The organism is Pseudomonas sp. DR 5-09, assembly GCF_001655595.1.
Taxonomy (GTDB): domain Bacteria; phylum Pseudomonadota; class Gammaproteobacteria; order Pseudomonadales; family Pseudomonadaceae; genus Aquipseudomonas; species Aquipseudomonas pharyngis.
Genome location: NZ_CP011566.1, coordinates 6,024,752 through 6,039,644, shown reverse-complemented (window position 1 = coordinate 6,039,644; position 14,893 = coordinate 6,024,752). Strand labels below are relative to the sequence as shown.

Annotated in this window: 14 protein-coding genes; 3 read left to right on the top strand and 11 right to left on the bottom strand. The window is 61.1% G+C overall.

What is annotated here, in order from left to right; all coding sequences use genetic code 11:
• Positions 1–183: 183 nt before the first annotated feature.
• The 6 genes from ilvD to PDR5_RS27215 form a co-directional block, all read right to left on the bottom strand.
• The gene (gene ilvD / locus PDR5_RS27240; protein ID WP_011336405.1) at positions 184–2,025 is read right to left on the bottom strand and encodes a dihydroxy-acid dehydratase; all 1,842 of its coding nucleotides are present in this window, start codon (positions 2,023–2,025) and stop codon (positions 184–186) included.
• Between the two features lie 255 nt (positions 2,026–2,280).
• Complete coding sequence (locus PDR5_RS27235; RefSeq protein ID WP_064600145.1) at positions 2,281–3,498, bottom strand: multidrug effflux MFS transporter; 1,218 nt, start codon at positions 3,496–3,498, stop codon at positions 2,281–2,283.
• On the bottom strand, positions 3,491–4,447 hold the full coding sequence (locus tag PDR5_RS27230) for a diiron oxygenase (protein WP_064600137.1): 957 nt from the start codon (positions 4,445–4,447) through the stop codon (positions 3,491–3,493). The genes PDR5_RS27235 and PDR5_RS27230 overlap by 8 nt, the downstream gene beginning before the upstream one ends.
• Positions 4,444–5,517: a SagB family peptide dehydrogenase gene (locus tag PDR5_RS27225; RefSeq protein WP_064600134.1), complete on the bottom strand. Its 1,074-nt coding sequence runs from the start codon at positions 5,515–5,517 to the stop codon at positions 4,444–4,446. The genes PDR5_RS27230 and PDR5_RS27225 overlap by 4 nt, the downstream gene beginning before the upstream one ends.
• A 446-nt stretch (positions 5,518–5,963) precedes the next feature.
• Positions 5,964–7,160: a class I SAM-dependent rRNA methyltransferase gene (locus PDR5_RS27220; protein WP_064600132.1), complete on the bottom strand. Its 1,197-nt coding sequence runs from the start codon at positions 7,158–7,160 to the stop codon at positions 5,964–5,966.
• A gap of 83 nt (positions 7,161–7,243) precedes the next feature.
• The gene (locus PDR5_RS27215; protein ID WP_064600129.1) at positions 7,244–7,783 is read right to left on the bottom strand and encodes a type 1 glutamine amidotransferase domain-containing protein; all 540 of its coding nucleotides are present in this window, start codon (positions 7,781–7,783) and stop codon (positions 7,244–7,246) included.
• A 227-nt stretch (positions 7,784–8,010) separates the two neighbouring features.
• On the opposite strand from PDR5_RS27215, the gene PDR5_RS27210 reads away from it, so the two are divergent.
• The 3 genes from PDR5_RS27210 (at position 8,011) to PDR5_RS27200 (ending at position 10,054) form a co-directional block, all read left to right on the top strand.
• Positions 8,011–8,823: an HDOD domain-containing protein gene (locus PDR5_RS27210; RefSeq protein WP_172829554.1), complete on the top strand. Its 813-nt coding sequence runs from the start codon at positions 8,011–8,013 to the stop codon at positions 8,821–8,823.
• A gap of 25 nt (positions 8,824–8,848) precedes the next feature.
• Positions 8,849–9,661, top strand: a complete 813-nt coding sequence (gene mutM / locus PDR5_RS27205) for a bifunctional DNA-formamidopyrimidine glycosylase/DNA-(apurinic or apyrimidinic site) lyase (protein ID WP_064600123.1) — start codon at positions 8,849–8,851, stop codon at positions 9,659–9,661.
• Positions 9,662–9,730: 69 nt separating this feature from the next.
• Positions 9,731–10,054: a hypothetical protein gene (locus tag PDR5_RS27200; protein ID WP_007953415.1), complete on the top strand. Its 324-nt coding sequence runs from the start codon at positions 9,731–9,733 to the stop codon at positions 10,052–10,054.
• Between the two features lie 132 nt (positions 10,055–10,186).
• Here the strand turns inward: PDR5_RS27200 and PDR5_RS27195 are convergent, their stop codons facing one another.
• The 5 genes from PDR5_RS27195 to PDR5_RS27175 form a co-directional block, all read right to left on the bottom strand.
• The gene (locus PDR5_RS27195) at positions 10,187–10,438 is read right to left on the bottom strand and encodes a YfhL family 4Fe-4S dicluster ferredoxin (RefSeq protein ID WP_003195146.1); all 252 of its coding nucleotides are present in this window, start codon (positions 10,436–10,438) and stop codon (positions 10,187–10,189) included.
• Positions 10,439–10,540: 102 nt separating this feature from the next.
• Complete coding sequence (gene coaD, locus PDR5_RS27190; RefSeq protein ID WP_007953414.1) at positions 10,541–11,020, bottom strand: pantetheine-phosphate adenylyltransferase; 480 nt, start codon at positions 11,018–11,020, stop codon at positions 10,541–10,543.
• Between the two features lie 115 nt (positions 11,021–11,135).
• Positions 11,136–12,731, bottom strand: coding sequence for a GMC family oxidoreductase (locus tag PDR5_RS27185; protein ID WP_064600120.1), 1,596 nt, complete (start codon positions 12,729–12,731; stop codon positions 11,136–11,138).
• Positions 12,732–12,773: 42 nt separating this feature from the next.
• On the bottom strand, positions 12,774–13,319 hold the full coding sequence (locus tag PDR5_RS27180; RefSeq protein WP_064600117.1) for a hypothetical protein: 546 nt from the start codon (positions 13,317–13,319) through the stop codon (positions 12,774–12,776).
• A 24-nt stretch (positions 13,320–13,343) separates the two neighbouring features.
• A complete protein-coding gene (locus PDR5_RS27175; protein WP_064600112.1) occupies positions 13,344–14,774 on the bottom strand; it encodes a coniferyl aldehyde dehydrogenase in 1,431 nt (476 codons plus the stop codon).
• Between the last annotated feature and the right edge of the window lie 119 nt (positions 14,775–14,893).

Below are 14,893 nucleotides of genomic sequence, written 5' to 3'. Positions count from 1 at the left end.
ATCGTTCCCACGTCGAGGCGTCGAACCGTCCGCGTGGGAGTGCAGCCCGTGACGCTCTGCGTCACTGGACGCAGAGCGTCCCTTGAGGCATTCCCACGCGGGAGCGTGGGAACGATCAAAACCTGAAGGCAAAAAAAAATGCCCCGCACTTGGCGGGGCATTTTTGTTTCTGCGATTTGACGCTTACAGCCCGTCGAGCATCGCCTTGTTGCGCACCGCACCCTTGTCGGCGCTGGTCGCCAGCAGGGCGTAGGCCTTGAGGGCAGTGGTCACTTTGCGTGGACGCTGTTCGACCGGTTTCCAGCCTTTCTTGTCCTGCTCGACACGGCGTGCCGCCAGTTCTTCGTCGCTGATCAACAGGTTGATCGAGCGGTTTGGAATGTCGATCAGCACCTTGTCGCCGTCCTGTACCAGACCGATCGCGCCACCGGCTGCAGCCTCTGGCGAAGCGTGGCCGATGGACAGACCGGAAGTACCGCCGGAGAAACGGCCGTCGGTCAGCAGGGCGCAGGCTTTGCCCAGGCCTTTGGATTTCAGGTACGAGGTCGGGTAGAGCATTTCCTGCATGCCCGGGCCGCCTTTCGGGCCTTCGTAGCGAATGATGACGATGTCGCCTTCCTTCACTTCGTCGGCGAGGATGCCACGTACCGCGCTGTCCTGGCTTTCGAAGATCTTCGCGTTGCCCTCGAACACATGGATCGACTCGTCGACGCCGGCGGTTTTCACCACGCAGCCGTCCAGGGCGATGTTGCCGTACAGCACGGCCAGGCCACCTTCTTTCGAATAGGCGTGTTCGAAGCTGCGGATGCAGCCGTTCTCACGGTCGTCGTCCAGGGTTTCCCAGCGGGTTGACTGGCTGAACGCGGTTTGCGTCGGAATGCCCGCCGGGCCTGCCTTGAAGAAATGGTGCACGGCTTCATCGTCGGTCTGGGTGATGTCCCACTTGGCGATGGCTTCTTCCATGCTGCGGCTGTGCACGGTCGGCAGGTCGGTGTGCAGCAGGCCGCCACGGGCCAGCGAACCGAGGATGCTGAAGATGCCGCCGGCGCGGTGAACGTCTTCCATGTGGTACTTCTGGATGTTCGGCGCAACTTTGCACAGTTGCGGCACCTTGCGCGACAGACGATCGATGTCACGCAGGTCGAAGTCGATCTCGGCTTCCTGGGCAGCGGCCAGCAAATGCAGGATGGTGTTGGTCGAACCGCCCATGGCGATGTCGAGCATCATCGCGTTCTCGAACGCCTTGAAGTTGGCGATGTTGCGCGGCAGTACCGACTCGTCGTTCTCGCCGTAGTAGCGTTTGCACAGCTCGACGATGGTGCGGCCGGCCTGCAGGAACAGCTGTTCGCGATCGCTGTGGGTGGCCAGGGTCGAACCGTTGCCCGGCAATGCGAGGCCCAGGGCTTCGGTCAGGCAGTTCATCGAGTTGGCGGTGAACATGCCGGAGCACGAACCGCAGGTCGGGCAGGCGCTGCGCTCGTACTCGGCAACCTTCTCGTCAGAGGCACTGGAGTCGGCGGCGATCACCATGGCGTCGACCAGGTCGAGACCGTGGCTGGCCAGTTTGGTCTTGCCGGCTTCCATCGGGCCGCCGGAGACGAAGATCACCGGGATGTTCAGGCGCAGAGCGGCCATCAGCATGCCCGGGGTGATCTTGTCGCAGTTCGAGATGCAGACGATGGCGTCGGCGCAGTGGGCGTTGACCATGTACTCGACGGAGTCGGCGATGATCTCGCGGCTCGGCAGCGAATAGAGCATGCCGTCGTGGCCCATGGCGATGCCGTCGTCCACGGCGATGGTGTTGAATTCCTTTGCAACGCCGCCAGCGCGTTCGATCTCACGGGCAACCAGCTGGCCAAGGTCCTTCAGGTGAACGTGGCCCGGTACGAACTGGGTGAAGGAGTTGGCAATGGCGATGATCGGCTTCTTGAAGTCGTCATCTTTCATCCCGGTGGCGCGCCACAATGCGCGGGCGCCGGCCATGTTGCGGCCGTGGGTGGATGTTTTCGAGCGGTAATCTGGCATGGAGCACTCCGGGCGGCTAATCAGGTATCAAAGGGGAGTGAGCTTCTATTGACGTCTGGAACACTCAGAAATGGCCGTGTGTCCTGATGTTGCCGATGACGTTGCGGGATCGCCGCTGGTCTCAGCCTGAGCTCATAAACCCGCCGGGGATGAATGGCGATGAATCTCGCGATTCTACACCGCTGGCGTCAGGAGGGAATGGCGCAAAACGTTGTTCCAGTGCTGACGAAGCGTGCGGGATGACGACCGGCAGGGTTAATCGCTGTCCGGTTGCCCCACAAGATCGCTGCGCCGACTGATTCGGGCGTTCAATGCCAGTGCCACCCCACTGAGCATCACGAAGCTGTAGCCCAGCGTGGATTGCAGGTTGGCAGGGCTCAGACTGATCAGCGCACTGATCAGCCCGCCGCAAATGAAGATCAGCGTGCTGCCGGCGGATGCCGACGTGCCGGCATTTTCGGGAAACAGACTCATCGCCCGCGAGGTAGCTGCGGGCCGGGCGATGGTGGTGCCGGCGGTGCAGATCAGCATCGGGATCAATACCGTGGCCGGGGTCAGCGCGAAGTTCGATGACAGATAGAGCATGCTCAGGCCGGCGAACAGGATCAGGCTCAACCCGACGATAATCTGCTGGCCACCGTTGATCCGCCTGCTCAGCACGCTGGCCAGGATGCCCCCGACTATATACGCCGCGCCGTAGATCAGCAGGAACAGCGAGAAGTCATAAGCGGACAGTTGCAGGCGGTCCATGAAAATCAGCGGCGAAATCACGATGAAGGAAAAGTGACAGGCGAAGGCAAAGGCCGAAATCAGCCAGTAACCGACGAAGTCGAAATCTCCCAGTACCCGTCGGTAAGCCTTCAGAAAGTGGGTGGGTGTGCCCCGGGCTACCGGCCGGCTGTTGTCCAGAAACCACCAGGCCTTTAGCAGCACGATGGCGGACAGCGCGGTAAACACCCAGAAGCTGCCGCGCCAGCCCAGCGTTGCCTGAAGAAAGGTACCGGCAAGAGGCGATACCGAGATGAAAATTCCGGTGGCGGTGACCATCAGGATCCGCAAGCGATTACGCTCCTCGCCTTCGAACAGGTCCTGCACCAGCGCTTGTGATAGCACGAAGCAACCGCAACCCAGCGCCTGCACCACCCGAAACATCAGGAACAGCGAATAGTCCGAGGTCATCACGCACCCCAAGGCGCCGATCATTGAAGCGCTCATGCCGGCGAGCAGCAGGCCTTTGCGTCCGATCACATCCGACAATGGACCGATCAACAGCTGGGCGAAGGCAATCCCGACAGCGAACAGGCTGATCGACAGGGCGATGTCCGCCGGGGTGCGGCCAAAGTGTTCGGCCAGCGCCGGGAACGAAGGCAGCAGGACATCCAGCGGGAAGACGCCGAGCAACACCATTGCCAGCAGGAGGCTGACAGCCCCGCGCCGCTGTCGCGGAGTCACCACAGATTGTCCGTCATCCATCGATCAGTCCTGCCCTGGCAAAAAGTGTCTGGTTTTGAGGTTCGGCGAAAAAACCGGCTTTCTTCAACGCGCTCAGTGTGGCGAGGCTGCCGGCGCGTGCCCGCCGCCGACTGGCCTGGGTCGTTGTCATCGTGGCGAGAATGTCCATCACCGTGGTGTTTGCAATGCCCGCGCCACCGAGGCTTTCCTGCAGCCAGTGCTCATCCACTTCGAAGAAAATTTGCAGAATGTCGAGCAAGGTCGTCGCGGTAAACGTTCGCTGTCGCGGGTTCAGGTGCAACCAGAGGTAGTGGAACACTTCTGTGAAATACCGGCTGTGGCGGGCTTCATCGGTGAGGTGATCGCGCAGCATGTCGTTGACACCGGACACCAGACTGTCGCGGCAGACATCCAGCAGTTCACGGGCAATGATGGTTTCCGAGACGAAACCCAGAAGAAAGCACGCCAGCGGCCGCTGCTCCTGACTGGTGCGAGCAATCAGCAGGTTCATCCGGGTGATTCGTCTGGGCATGACCGGGCGCCCAGTGATGGCGTAGAGGCTGGCGATCTGCTCCGCCACCTGACTGGAAAACAGCGCGTGATAGCCCTCGTCGGTATAGAGCTGGAGCGCGGCGGTTTTCATCGGCGCCGGCACCGCGACCGGAAGCTCGCCATGCACGATGGTTTCGACGGCGCGATTGACGATCCGGTGTTCGAGCAACGTGGTGTAGTCGAGAAAATGCACCAGATGTCGGGCCGTGAGCCGATGCAGCATCGAACGGCCCGCTGCTTCAATAGACGGGTGGGCCAGATAGGGCAGGAACGCCGGCGGAAACCAGTGCCGGGTCTCCAGTTGTTCCTGCACGTTGTCCGGCAAGTGGTAATCGTGGGGGCTGGTGCGGACTGAGGCGCGGGTGTTCCAGTCGCTCAGGGTGAACTGAAAGACCGGCTTCGGGGCGAGGGCGCTCATGACTGTGCCTCACGCAGCAGGTCGCGCATTTCCTGACACATCGCTTGGCCATCGCTTTCCCCGCAACCGACGAAGAACAAGGGTTGTTCCGCACTGTTCTCGAGCTTCAGCAATGTTTCGACCTGCTCATCGGAAAACGCGCCCGTGAGCCAGGTGTTCATGCCCAGCGCGGTGGCCACCAGTTGAAACGTCTGCGAAAGGTGCCCGGCTTCGACGAACGCCATTCGATAGGCGCGCGAATGCGGGTATTTCCACCAGAGCCGGTCGAAGCGGGCGGTGATGAACAGGCCCAATGGCAGGTTGTTGATGAAGTGCTGGCCCCCCAGCAGATTGCCAAATTCGCTGTCGGGCAAGGGACGGATGAAGCTCAGGGCGTGTTCGGCAGGGTGGTAGGCATAGACGCCAGGGGCCAATGCGTCGACGTTCTGCACCAGCACGAACCCGGCGCAGGCATTGAGGCCGCCTCCGGAAGGGCTGCTGCGTCGCGCTCCAAGTCCGTCGGCGATGCTGTCGTCGCGGTCGGCTGCGCGTTCTCGCAGGTAGCCGAGTGACAGGTAAAGCAAGGTGCCGACATCATCCAGCGAAACGGCGGCACCGGTGAAGGAGCGGCAGGTCTTTCGTCGGGTCAGTGAACTCAACAGGCTGTCGTCATTCAGTACGAGCGGTGCGGGCAGGGTGATGAGCGCGTTCGGACCGGTATCCGCAGGGATGTCGGGCGGAGGTGAAGTGGCAAGCACTGTGTTGCAGTGTTCGAGGTATTGCCTGGACCATTCCTGAATATTTCGGGGAGTCTGTTCGCACGGAATATCCCGAGTGCCGATATGGTAGATCCTGGACAGTTCATCCCAGCCCCAGACAGGCGCTGGTTTTTTTGAAGAAATCAGTATTCCGCTATCTAAAAGTTGTGTGTCTATTGTGTTGCTGTTGTCATATAAATCAGGGTTGTGAATAAGTTGCGCCAATCGAGTGGAATACTCAAGGTCAAGTTCATGTTGAGTATGGTCTTTGTAATTCCAGACTATCTGGCCGGGTGTTCGTGGCAGTATGAATAAGTAAGGGTTTATATGCATGTCGGGGCACGTTGCTCTGGATGGATGCTTTGTCAGAGGCGCTGGGTAGCCGGCTATACCCAGCGCCAACCTTACTTAACGGACTTTAGGTGCGACCAGAAAAGCCAGGTTTGCGAGGGTGCGGGATTCCAGAGTAATTGCTTTCATGATTGAACTCCTTGTTCATTGGTGCTTCGTGGTTAGTTTGTGTCACCTCCTTGGTGACGACTTAATAATAGTTTGTAATGGGTTAATCGCAAGCAAATATTAAGTAGGAATATTCCAGTAATTCTGTCGGAGTGATCTTTGGATGGGAGTGAGTTTGTAAGTTAAATTTCAGTAAATAAAGTATTCGCGGAAATATCCTGCACGTCGCCAGGACGATAAATGTAGGAAAGGAAAGTTAAAGACAAAAAGAAGGGGAGCCTCTGGGCTCCCCTTTCGACAGCGTCAGTGCCGTGTGTCTGTCAGCTGTTAGGCAGCAGGCGGCAGGTGATGCTCTTGATGTAGCGGGTTTCCGGAATGGCCGGGTGTACCGGGTGATCCGGGCCCTGGCCGCCACGCTCCAGCAGCTGGATGTTGCGGTCCAGGTGACGGGCGCTGGTCAGCAGGATGTTCTGCAAGTCGTCTTCCGGCAGGTGCATCGAGCACGAAGCACTGAACAGGATGCCGTCCTTGTTGAGCAGGCGCATGGCTTGCTCGTTCAGGCGACGGTAGGCGCCTTCACCGTTTTTCAGGTCTTTCTTGCGCTTGATGAACGCAGGCGGGTCGGCAACGATCACGTCGAAGCGCTCTTCGCTGGCCTTGAGTTCCTTGAGGGCTTCGAAGACGTCGCCTTCGATGCAGGTCATCTTGTCGGCAAAGCCGTTCAGTGCAGCGTTGCGCTCAACGCCATCGAGGGCGAAGCCCGAAGCGTCGACGCAGAACACTTCGCTGGCGCCGAACGCGGCCGCCTGCACACCCCAGCCACCGATGTAGCTGTACAGGTCCAGCACGCGCTTGCCCTTGGCGTAAGGGGCCAGGCGTGCGCGGTTCATGCGGTGATCGTAGAACCAGCCGGTTTTCTGACCCTGAACCACCGGCGCTTCGAATTTCACGCCGTTCTCTTCCAGCGCCACCCACTCCGGCACCACGCCGAATACGGTTTCGGTGTAACGCTCGAGGCCTTCGGCATCGCGGGCGGCGGAGTCGTTCTTGAACAGGATGCCGCTTGGCCTGAGTACTTGGGTCAGCGCCGCGATCACGTCATCTTTATGGGCTTCCATGGTCGCGGAGGCGAGTTGCACCACGAGGATGTCGCCGAAACGGTCGACCACCAGACCCGGCAGCAGGTCGGAATCGCCGTAGACCAGACGATAGAACGGCTTGTCGAACAGGCGCTCGCGCAGCGACAGGGCCACGTTCAGGCGATGCACCAGCAGCGACTTGTCCAGCGGCAGCTTGATGTCGCGCGACAGCAGGCGCGCGCAGATCAGGTTGTTCGGGCTCATGGCGACAATGCCCAGCGGCTTGCCGCCGGCGGCCTCGAGGATCGCCTGGTCGCCGGCCTTGAAGCCGTGCAACGGGGTTGCGGCCACGTCGATTTCGTTGCTGTAGATCCACAGGTGACCGGCGCGCAGGCGACGGTCGGCGTTGGCTTTGAGGCGCAAGCTAGGCAGGGACATGACGTCGCTCCGGAAAAAAGAGCGGGAGTATACCGTGTTGCGCCTTATGCCGGGTTTGGCGTGCGATGAAACGCGCCGGAGCCCTATGCCGACAGCGCGTCGATCAGTGCGTCGCTGAACGCCGGAATATCGTCCGGTTGGCGGCTGCTGATCAGGTTGCCGTCCTTGACCACCTCCTGATCGACCCAGTTTGCCCCCGCGTTGACCAGATCGTCCTTGACCGTCTTGTAGCTGGTCATGGTCTTGCCATTGACCAGTCCTGCCGAAATCAGCAGCCAGCTGCCATGGCAGATCACCGCGATCGGTTTGCCGGCGGAGGTGCCGGTCTTGACCAGGTGCTGGGCGTCCTGGTCGATGCGGATGGTGTCAGAGTTCTGCACACCGCCGGGAAGCACCACGGCGTCGTATTGTTCGATGCTTGCGCCCTGGAAGGTCTGGTCGACCTTGAAGTCGTCTGCAGGTTTATCGTGGTTCCAGCCTTTGACGCTGCCGGCTTCGGCGGAGAGGATGTCAACCTGCGCTCCCGCCTGCTCCAGTGCCTGTTTGGGGCCAGTCAGTTCAACCTGCTCGAAACCGTCGGTTACGAGAAAAGCGACGCGCTTGCCGCTGAGAGAAGTAGCCATCGTTAAGCTCCTGAGTCTGTTGGAATTACTGCCCGAGACAGATGGAGAACTGCTCCGGGCACTACAGATTCCGAAGGCTGGTGGAAAGTGAAAGTTCCTGCGAATTGCCCACTGGTGTGTCGTGCGTCGGTTTTTAGAGGTTAGAATCGCCGCCTGTCCCAGAGTGTGTACTTATGTCCCAAGAGCTGACCACCGAACAGATTCAACAGTCCCTGCAAGGCATCAGTGTGCCCGCGCAGCCGCAGATCATGGTGGATCTGCAAATGGAGCAGTACATGCCCGACCCCGACTTGGAGACGATCGCCAAGCTGATCTCCCAGGATCCCGGCCTGTCCGGCTCGCTGCTGAAAATCGTCAATTCGCCCTATTACGGCCTGAGCAACAAGATCACTTCGATCAAGCGCGCGGTGAACCTGTTGGGCAGCCGTTCGATCATCAATCTGATCAACGCGATGTCGATCAAGGGTGAAATGAACGACGACACTATCGTCACCCTCAACCGTTTCTGGGACACCGCCCAGGACGTGGCCATGACCTGCCTGACCCTGGCCAAACGCGTCGGCACCGAGGCGAGCGACGAGGCTTACGCCTTGGGCCTGTTCCATGACTGCGGCGTTCCGCTGATGCTTCAGCGTTTCCCGGATTACATGGCGACGCTCGAAACGGCTTACGCCAACGCGAGTGCCGAGCGCCGGGTCGTGGACACTGAGAACGACGTCTACAACACCAACCACTCGGTGGTCGGTTATTACACCGCCAAGTCGTGGCGCCTCCCGGAACACGTCAGCGCGGCGATCGCCAACCACCACAATGCCTTGGCGATCTTCAGCGATGAAACTTCGCGCAACAGCCAGATGAAAAACCTGCTGGCGATCCTCAAAATGGCCGAGCACATCTGCGCGTCGTACCGGGTTTTGGGTAACCAGACCGAAGACTTCGAATGGCAGGCGGTCGGGCCGCTGGTGCTGGAGTACATCGGCCTCTCGGATTACGACTTCGAAACCTTGAAGCAGACCATCCGCGAACTTGGCGCGCACTGATTTAGCAACCTGATTCGAGACCCCCATGCCTGAATTGCCGGAAGTCGAAACCACCCGCCGCGGTATTGCCCCGCACCTGGAAGGCCAGCGTGTCAGCCGGGTGATCGTGCGTGACCGGCGGTTGCGCTGGCCGATTCCCGACGACCTCGATGTGCGCCTGTCCGGGCAGCGCATCGTGCTGGTCGAGCGGCGCGCCAAGTATCTGTTGATCAACGCCGAAGTCGGCACCTTGATCAGCCATCTGGGCATGTCGGGCAATTTGCGGCTGGTTGAGGTCGGGATGCCGGCGGCCAAGCATGAGCATGTCGATATCGAACTGGAGTCGGGCCTGGCCCTGCGCTACACCGATCCACGGCGCTTCGGGGCGATGCTCTGGAGCAACGATCCGCTCAATCACGAATTGCTGATCCGTCTGGGTCCGGAGCCGTTGACCGATCTGTTCGATGGCGAGCGCCTGTATCAGCTGTCGCGCGGGCGGTCGATGGCGGTCAAGCCGTTCATCATGGACAACGCGGTGGTGGTGGGGGTCGGCAATATCTACGCGACCGAAGCGCTGTTCGCCGCCGGCATCGATCCGCGCCGCGAAGCCAAGGGCATTTCCCGGGCGCGCTACTTGAAGCTGGCGATCGAGATCAAACGCATCCTAGCCGCGGCCATCGAGCGTGGCGGCACCACGTTGCGCGACTTCATCGGTGGCGACGGGCAGCCGGGGTATTTCCAGCAGGAGCTGTTTGTCTACGGTCGCGGTGGCGAGCACTGCAAGGTCTGTGGCACGGGCCTGCGGGAAATCAAGCTCGGCCAGCGCGCCAGCGTCTGGTGTCCGCGCTGCCAGAGCTGAGCAGGGCATCCGAAAAAGTCCTACGGTCTATAGTGAGATGTCTCACTGTTCAGCCCGAAGGATCGTGCCATGAAGTCCTTGCAAACCCTCATCGTCGCACTGCTGCTGTGCTTCAGTCTGACCGTTCAGGCCACGGAAGGCGGCAGCGGTGATCCGCGTTACGCCATCCAGAATCCACCGGCTTACGCCATGCTCGGCGACCTGCTGATTGCCCGACCATTGCTGGTGGTGGCGACGGTGATCGGCGCCGGGGCGTTTGTCGTGTCGTTGCCGTTCACCGCGCTGGGTGGCGGAATTGGCGATGCGGGGGAGGCGCTGGTGGTGGCGCCGGCGAAAGCGGCGTTCGTGCGATGCCTGGGCTGCACAGGGGAGGGATTCGAGCAGCGCGAGTGAGCTGATCCGCTTTTTGCGGTGTTGCCGATGGCCCTTTCGCGAGCAGGTCGAGTCGTCGCACCGTCGCTACCACAGTGGAATGCATTTCAAATGTGGGAGCGAGCCTGCTCGCGAAGGAGAGCGCTGAAGGACTCAAGCCTTGCCGGTGATCTTGCGGTACTTCTCCATCAACTGTTCTTCAGTCTCCGGATGGGCTTCGTCCAGTGGAATGCAATCCACCGGGCAGACCTGCTGGCACTGCGGCTCGTCGTAGTGACCGACGCACTGGGTGCACAGGTTCGGGTCGATCACGTAGATCTCTTCGCCCTGGGAGATGGCGGCGTTCGGGCACTCGGGTTCGCAGACGTCGCAGTTGATGCAATCGTCGGTGATGATCAGGGACATGCTAACTCCAGCCGGGGCGGGGAGCCCGGGCGCTATGAATCAATGCGCGCAATTGTGCCGCATTGGCGCCCGTAGTGCACGCGGGCGCCGTTTGAACGGTCGTTACTTCTTGAAGCGCAGGGTCAGGGCCTCGGCCACCGCCGGGTGGACGAACTTGCTGATATCGCCGCCCAGGGCCGCGATTTCCCGCACCAGGGTCGAGGAAATGAACGAATAACGTTCGGACGGGGTGAGAAACAGGCTCTCCACATCCGGGGCCAACTGGCGGTTCATGTTGGCCAGCTGGAATTCGTATTCGAAGTCCGATACCGCGCGCAGGCCACGCAGGAACACGTTGGCGTTCTGCTCTTTGGCGAAATGCGCCAGCAGCGTCGAGAAGCCGACCACTTCCACGTTCGGCAGGTGTTTGGTGACCTCGCGGGCCAGCTCGACCCGTTGTTCCAGCGGGAACAGCGGATTCTTCTTTGGGCTGGCGGCGACGGCTATGATCACGTGGTCGAACAGGCGCGAGGCGCGTTCGACCAGATCGCCATGGCCCTTGGTAATAGGGTCGAAGGTACCTGGGTACAACACTCGGTTCATCGCGTCGTCCTGGCGGGAATCCGTTGGGGAGTCGGATGGTATCGCAGCCGTCCCGGTCGGGAAAGTCGCCTGTTGGGTAAGAAAGCACTATAGACGATCGGAATTTTCGTCTTTTTCACGGGTTTCTCAACCGTTCGCCGAGGGATGTCGCCAGTTGCGCTGTCAGACCGTACACCGACAACTGCGGGTTGGCGCCGATGCTGGTGGGGAACAAAGAGCCGTCATGAATCGACAGATTGCGCAGTTGATGATGGCGGCCGAGGCTGTCGCTGACCGCGGTTTTCGGGTCCTCGCCCATCGCGCAACCGCCCATGACGTGGGCGCTGCCCAGGCGGGTGCGATACAGCTCCAGACTCAGATTGTCGATCAACGAGCGGGCCTCGGCCAGGCTGTTCACGTAGCGCGCATCGGCGTGCATCGGCATCACCGCTTTGGCGCCGCCGGCGAACTGGATCTCGGCCATGCTGTGGAAGGATCGGCGCAGACCCTCCCAGGTGTAAGGCGACACCTGATAGTCGAGCACCGGCGAGCCGTCACCGCGCAACTCGACGCTGCCGCCCGGACTGTCCGGGTGAAAACCGTCGCGCAGCAGGGCCAGCATCGCGTGGGTGTGCGGCAGGTCCGCCATGTGTTGCGCGCTTTCCTGGCCGAAACCGCCGAGCAACGTGGCGGCCAGCGCCGGGTGCAGCGGCGGCACTTCGAGTTTGTAGGCCATCGGGCCAGTGGTGCCGTCCTTCCACTGGAAATGATCCGAGTAGATCGACTGCGGCGCACCGTAGAACGGGTTGATCACCTCGTCGAAACGTCCGGCGGACATGTTCACCAGATGCAGGAAGGTGCGCTTGCCCAGCCGTTTGTGCGGATCCGGTGCGTCGGAACGCATCAGCAGCGCCGGGCTGTTGATCCCGCCGCCGGCCAGCACGTAGTGGCGTGCCTTGACGGTAATGGCGTGCCCAGTCGGCTCGACGCAGCGTTCGTCCATCGCCACGCATTGCAGGCCGGTGACCTTGTCGCCACTGATCAAAAGCTTTTCGGCCCGGGCCAGATAGAGCAGTTCGCCACCCTTTTCCAGGGTCGCCGGAATGGTCGTGACCATCATCGATTGCTTGGCGTTGGTCGGGCAGCCCATGCCGCAGTAGCCCAGATTCCAGCAGCCGCGTACGTTTCGCGGGATCACGTGCCAGCTGTAGCCGAGTTGTTCGCAGCCTTTGCGGATCACGTCGTTGTTGGCGTTGGGCGGCACCATCCACGGGGCGACGCCGAGACGCTGCTCCATTTTTTCGAACCACGGCGCCATGTCGGCGGGGCTGTGGCCTTTGACGTTGTGCTCCCTGGCCCAGTGTTCGAGGGTCGGTTCGGGGGTGCGAAAACTCGATGTCCAGTTGATCAGGGTCGTGCCGCCGACCGCGCGGCCCTGAAGGATGGTGATCGCGCCGTCCTTGCTCATGCGGCCGATGCCTTCCTGATAGAGGCTGCTGTAGGCCTGGTCTTCCAGCAGTTTGAAATCGCTGCTGGTCTTGAGCGGGCCTTCTTCGATCAGCAGCACTTTATAGCCGGCGGCGCTGAGGATTTCCGCCGTGGTGCCGCCGCCGGCGCCGCTGCCGATGATGGCGACATCAGCTTCCAGGGTCAGGTCATCGCTGAGTTGCGCGCCGTTGTAGGTTTTCCAGCCACGGGCGAGGCCTTCGCGAAACGGGTCGGGTACGGGCATCGATCAGGTTCTCTTATTATTGTTTTGCGTGGGTCGCCAGGCTCAAACGGCGGGCGGGCCGGGGTAACCGCAATGGGCCCAGGATTCGGCGCGGGTGTACCAGGCCATCATCACCATTTGCAACAACGAGCTGTGGCCCATGCGCAGCAGGCTCAGCGAGCTGTTTTCCCAGCGTTCGAGGAAGTGACGGATCGCCTCGGGGCTGGCGTGTTCCCAACTGCCCCAGATCCCGGTCAATGGTCCGCGCGTCACGGCCATGCCCAGCACGTCGAACAGTTGCCGGGTGAGCTTGAGCATTTCCGGCGACAGGTGATCGAGGCTGTAGTCCAGCGACTTAAGCGTTCCGTCGACAGCAGCGGGCATCTTTTCCACAGTAACGGCGCCATCCAGCATCACTGGAATCAACGCACGCAGAAACAGCAGATCAGCGCTGCGCAGCGTGGCGAACCCGTTGGCTGAAACGCTCGACGAACAGCCGCTGAGGCTGGCACCAAGGCCAGCGGTGGCGAGGAAAGCCGTGGCACCCAGGCTGAATTTCAGCAGGCCGCGGCGCGACAGGGCAGGTGTTTCGGTCAGGCTTGGGTGCATTGTTGTTATTACCCGGCGGTGACGTTAGCGAATGAACAGTTTCTGGATCAGTTTCTGAATGGATTTGCCGTAGGGCGGGTAGATCAGCTTCGCCGCGTTGAAGCGTTGTTTGACCAGCACACCTTTGGCCTTGCTGAACGTCAGGAAACCTTCGTGACCGTGGTAATGCCCCATGCCTGACGGGCCGATGCCGCCGAACGGCATGTCGTCCTGCGCCACATGCAGCAGCGTGTCGTTGAGGCAGACGCCACCGGAATGGGTTTCGCTGAGCACGCGTTTCTGTTCGCGCTTGTCGTAGCCGAAGTAGTAAAGAGCCAGAGGACGTGGCCGCTGATTGATGTAAGCAAATGCCTGATCCAGATCCTGATAGGGCACGATCGGCAGCAACGGGCCGAAGATCTCGTCCTGCATGACCGTCATCTCGTCGCTGACATTCAGCAGCAGGCTGTGCGGCATGCGTCGGCCCTGGCCTTGGTCGAACAGCGGAATCAGCAGCGCGCCCTTGCTGGTGGCGTCGCTGAGGTAGCTGTTGAGCCGCGCCAGTTGGCGCTCGTTGATGATGGCGGTGTAGTCCGGGTTGTCGGCGAGTGTCGGATAAAACCCGCGCACGGCCTGGCGATAGGCTTCGACGAAACCGCCGATGCGCTCTTCCGGCACCAGCACGTAGTCCGGGGCCACGCAGGTCTGGCCGGCGTTGAGGGTCTTGCCGAAAGCGATGCGCTCGGCGGCGTCCTTGAGCGGCACGTCGCGGGAGACGATGGCCGGGGACTTGCCGCCCAGCTCCAGGGTCACCGGCGTCAGGTTCTCTGCCGCTGCGCGCATCACGTGCCTGCCGACGCTGGTGGAGCCGGTGAACAGCAGGTGGTCGAAGCGCATTTTCGAAAACGCCACGCCGACATCGGCCTCGCCGAGCACCACGCACACCAGATCCTCGGGGAAGATCCGCGCCAGCAGTTCCTTGAGCAGCAGGCCGGTGGCAGGGGTCGATTCGCTGAGCTTGAGCATCACCCGATTGCCGGCCGCAAGGGCGCCGGTCAGCGGGCCGATGGCCAGGAACAGCGGGTAGTTCCACGGCACGATGACGCCCACCACGCCCAGCGGCTGGTACACGACTTTCGCCGACGCGGGCTGGAAAGCAATGCCGACTTTGCGTTTTGAAGGTTTCATCCACTGGCTGATGTGCCGACTGGCGTAGTGAATGCCGTGCAGGCTCGGCATCAGCTCGGCGAGCAGGGTTTCATCGGCGCTGCGGTGGCTGAAGTCGGAGCTGATGGCGTCGATCAAGGCCTGCCGCTCGCTGCTCAGCAAATCGCGCAGGGCCTTGAGCCATTGCTGGCGCTGGGCCGCAGGCGGCATCGGGTTGGCGGCGTAGGCGGCACGCTGCGCGTCAAACAGCCGGTTGAGCTCTTCCAGCGGCTGTTGCAGCGTTTGCAGGTAGGCAATATCGGCAGTCATCGGCGGCTCCGGAGTTGTTGTTGTGAGGAGCTTTTTAGAGTCTATGCTCTAGAAAGTCAAATGGCTTCCTTGCGCATCCTGGTTTTATCCCGTTCCGGTTAGGCCGTAAGATGCCCCCC

What these genes read in the sequence shown, in the direction of transcription:
- PDR5_RS27220 (WP_064600132.1), bottom strand. Translation starts at nt 7,160, where the DNA reads ATGTCCCTGCCTAGCTTGCGCCTCAAAGCCAACGCCGACCGTCGCCTG.
- PDR5_RS27225 (WP_064600134.1), bottom strand. Translation starts at nt 5,517, where the DNA reads ATGCATATAAACCCTTACTTATTCATACTGCCACGAACACCCGGCCAG.
- PDR5_RS27180 (WP_064600117.1), bottom strand. Translation starts at nt 13,319, where the DNA reads ATGCACCCAAGCCTGACCGAAACACCTGCCCTGTCGCGCCGCGGCCTG.
- PDR5_RS27175 (WP_064600112.1), bottom strand. Translation starts at nt 14,774, where the DNA reads ATGACTGCCGATATTGCCTACCTGCAAACGCTGCAACAGCCGCTGGAA.
- PDR5_RS27200 (WP_007953415.1), top strand. Translation starts at nt 9,731, where the DNA reads ATGAAGTCCTTGCAAACCCTCATCGTCGCACTGCTGCTGTGCTTCAGT.
- PDR5_RS27185 (WP_064600120.1), bottom strand. Translation starts at nt 12,731, where the DNA reads ATGCCCGTACCCGACCCGTTTCGCGAAGGCCTCGCCCGTGGCTGGAAA.
- PDR5_RS27195 (WP_003195146.1), bottom strand. Translation starts at nt 10,438, where the DNA reads ATGTCCCTGATCATCACCGACGATTGCATCAACTGCGACGTCTGCGAA.
- ilvD (WP_011336405.1), bottom strand. Translation starts at nt 2,025, where the DNA reads ATGCCAGATTACCGCTCGAAAACATCCACCCACGGCCGCAACATGGCC.
- PDR5_RS27230 (WP_064600137.1), bottom strand. Translation starts at nt 4,447, where the DNA reads ATGAGCGCCCTCGCCCCGAAGCCGGTCTTTCAGTTCACCCTGAGCGAC.
- coaD (WP_007953414.1), bottom strand. Translation starts at nt 11,020, where the DNA reads ATGAACCGAGTGTTGTACCCAGGTACCTTCGACCCTATTACCAAGGGC.
- PDR5_RS27235 (WP_064600145.1), bottom strand. Translation starts at nt 3,498, where the DNA reads ATGGATGACGGACAATCTGTGGTGACTCCGCGACAGCGGCGCGGGGCT.
- mutM (WP_064600123.1), top strand. Translation starts at nt 8,849, where the DNA reads ATGCCTGAATTGCCGGAAGTCGAAACCACCCGCCGCGGTATTGCCCCG.
- PDR5_RS27215 (WP_064600129.1), bottom strand. Translation starts at nt 7,783, where the DNA reads ATGGCTACTTCTCTCAGCGGCAAGCGCGTCGCTTTTCTCGTAACCGAC.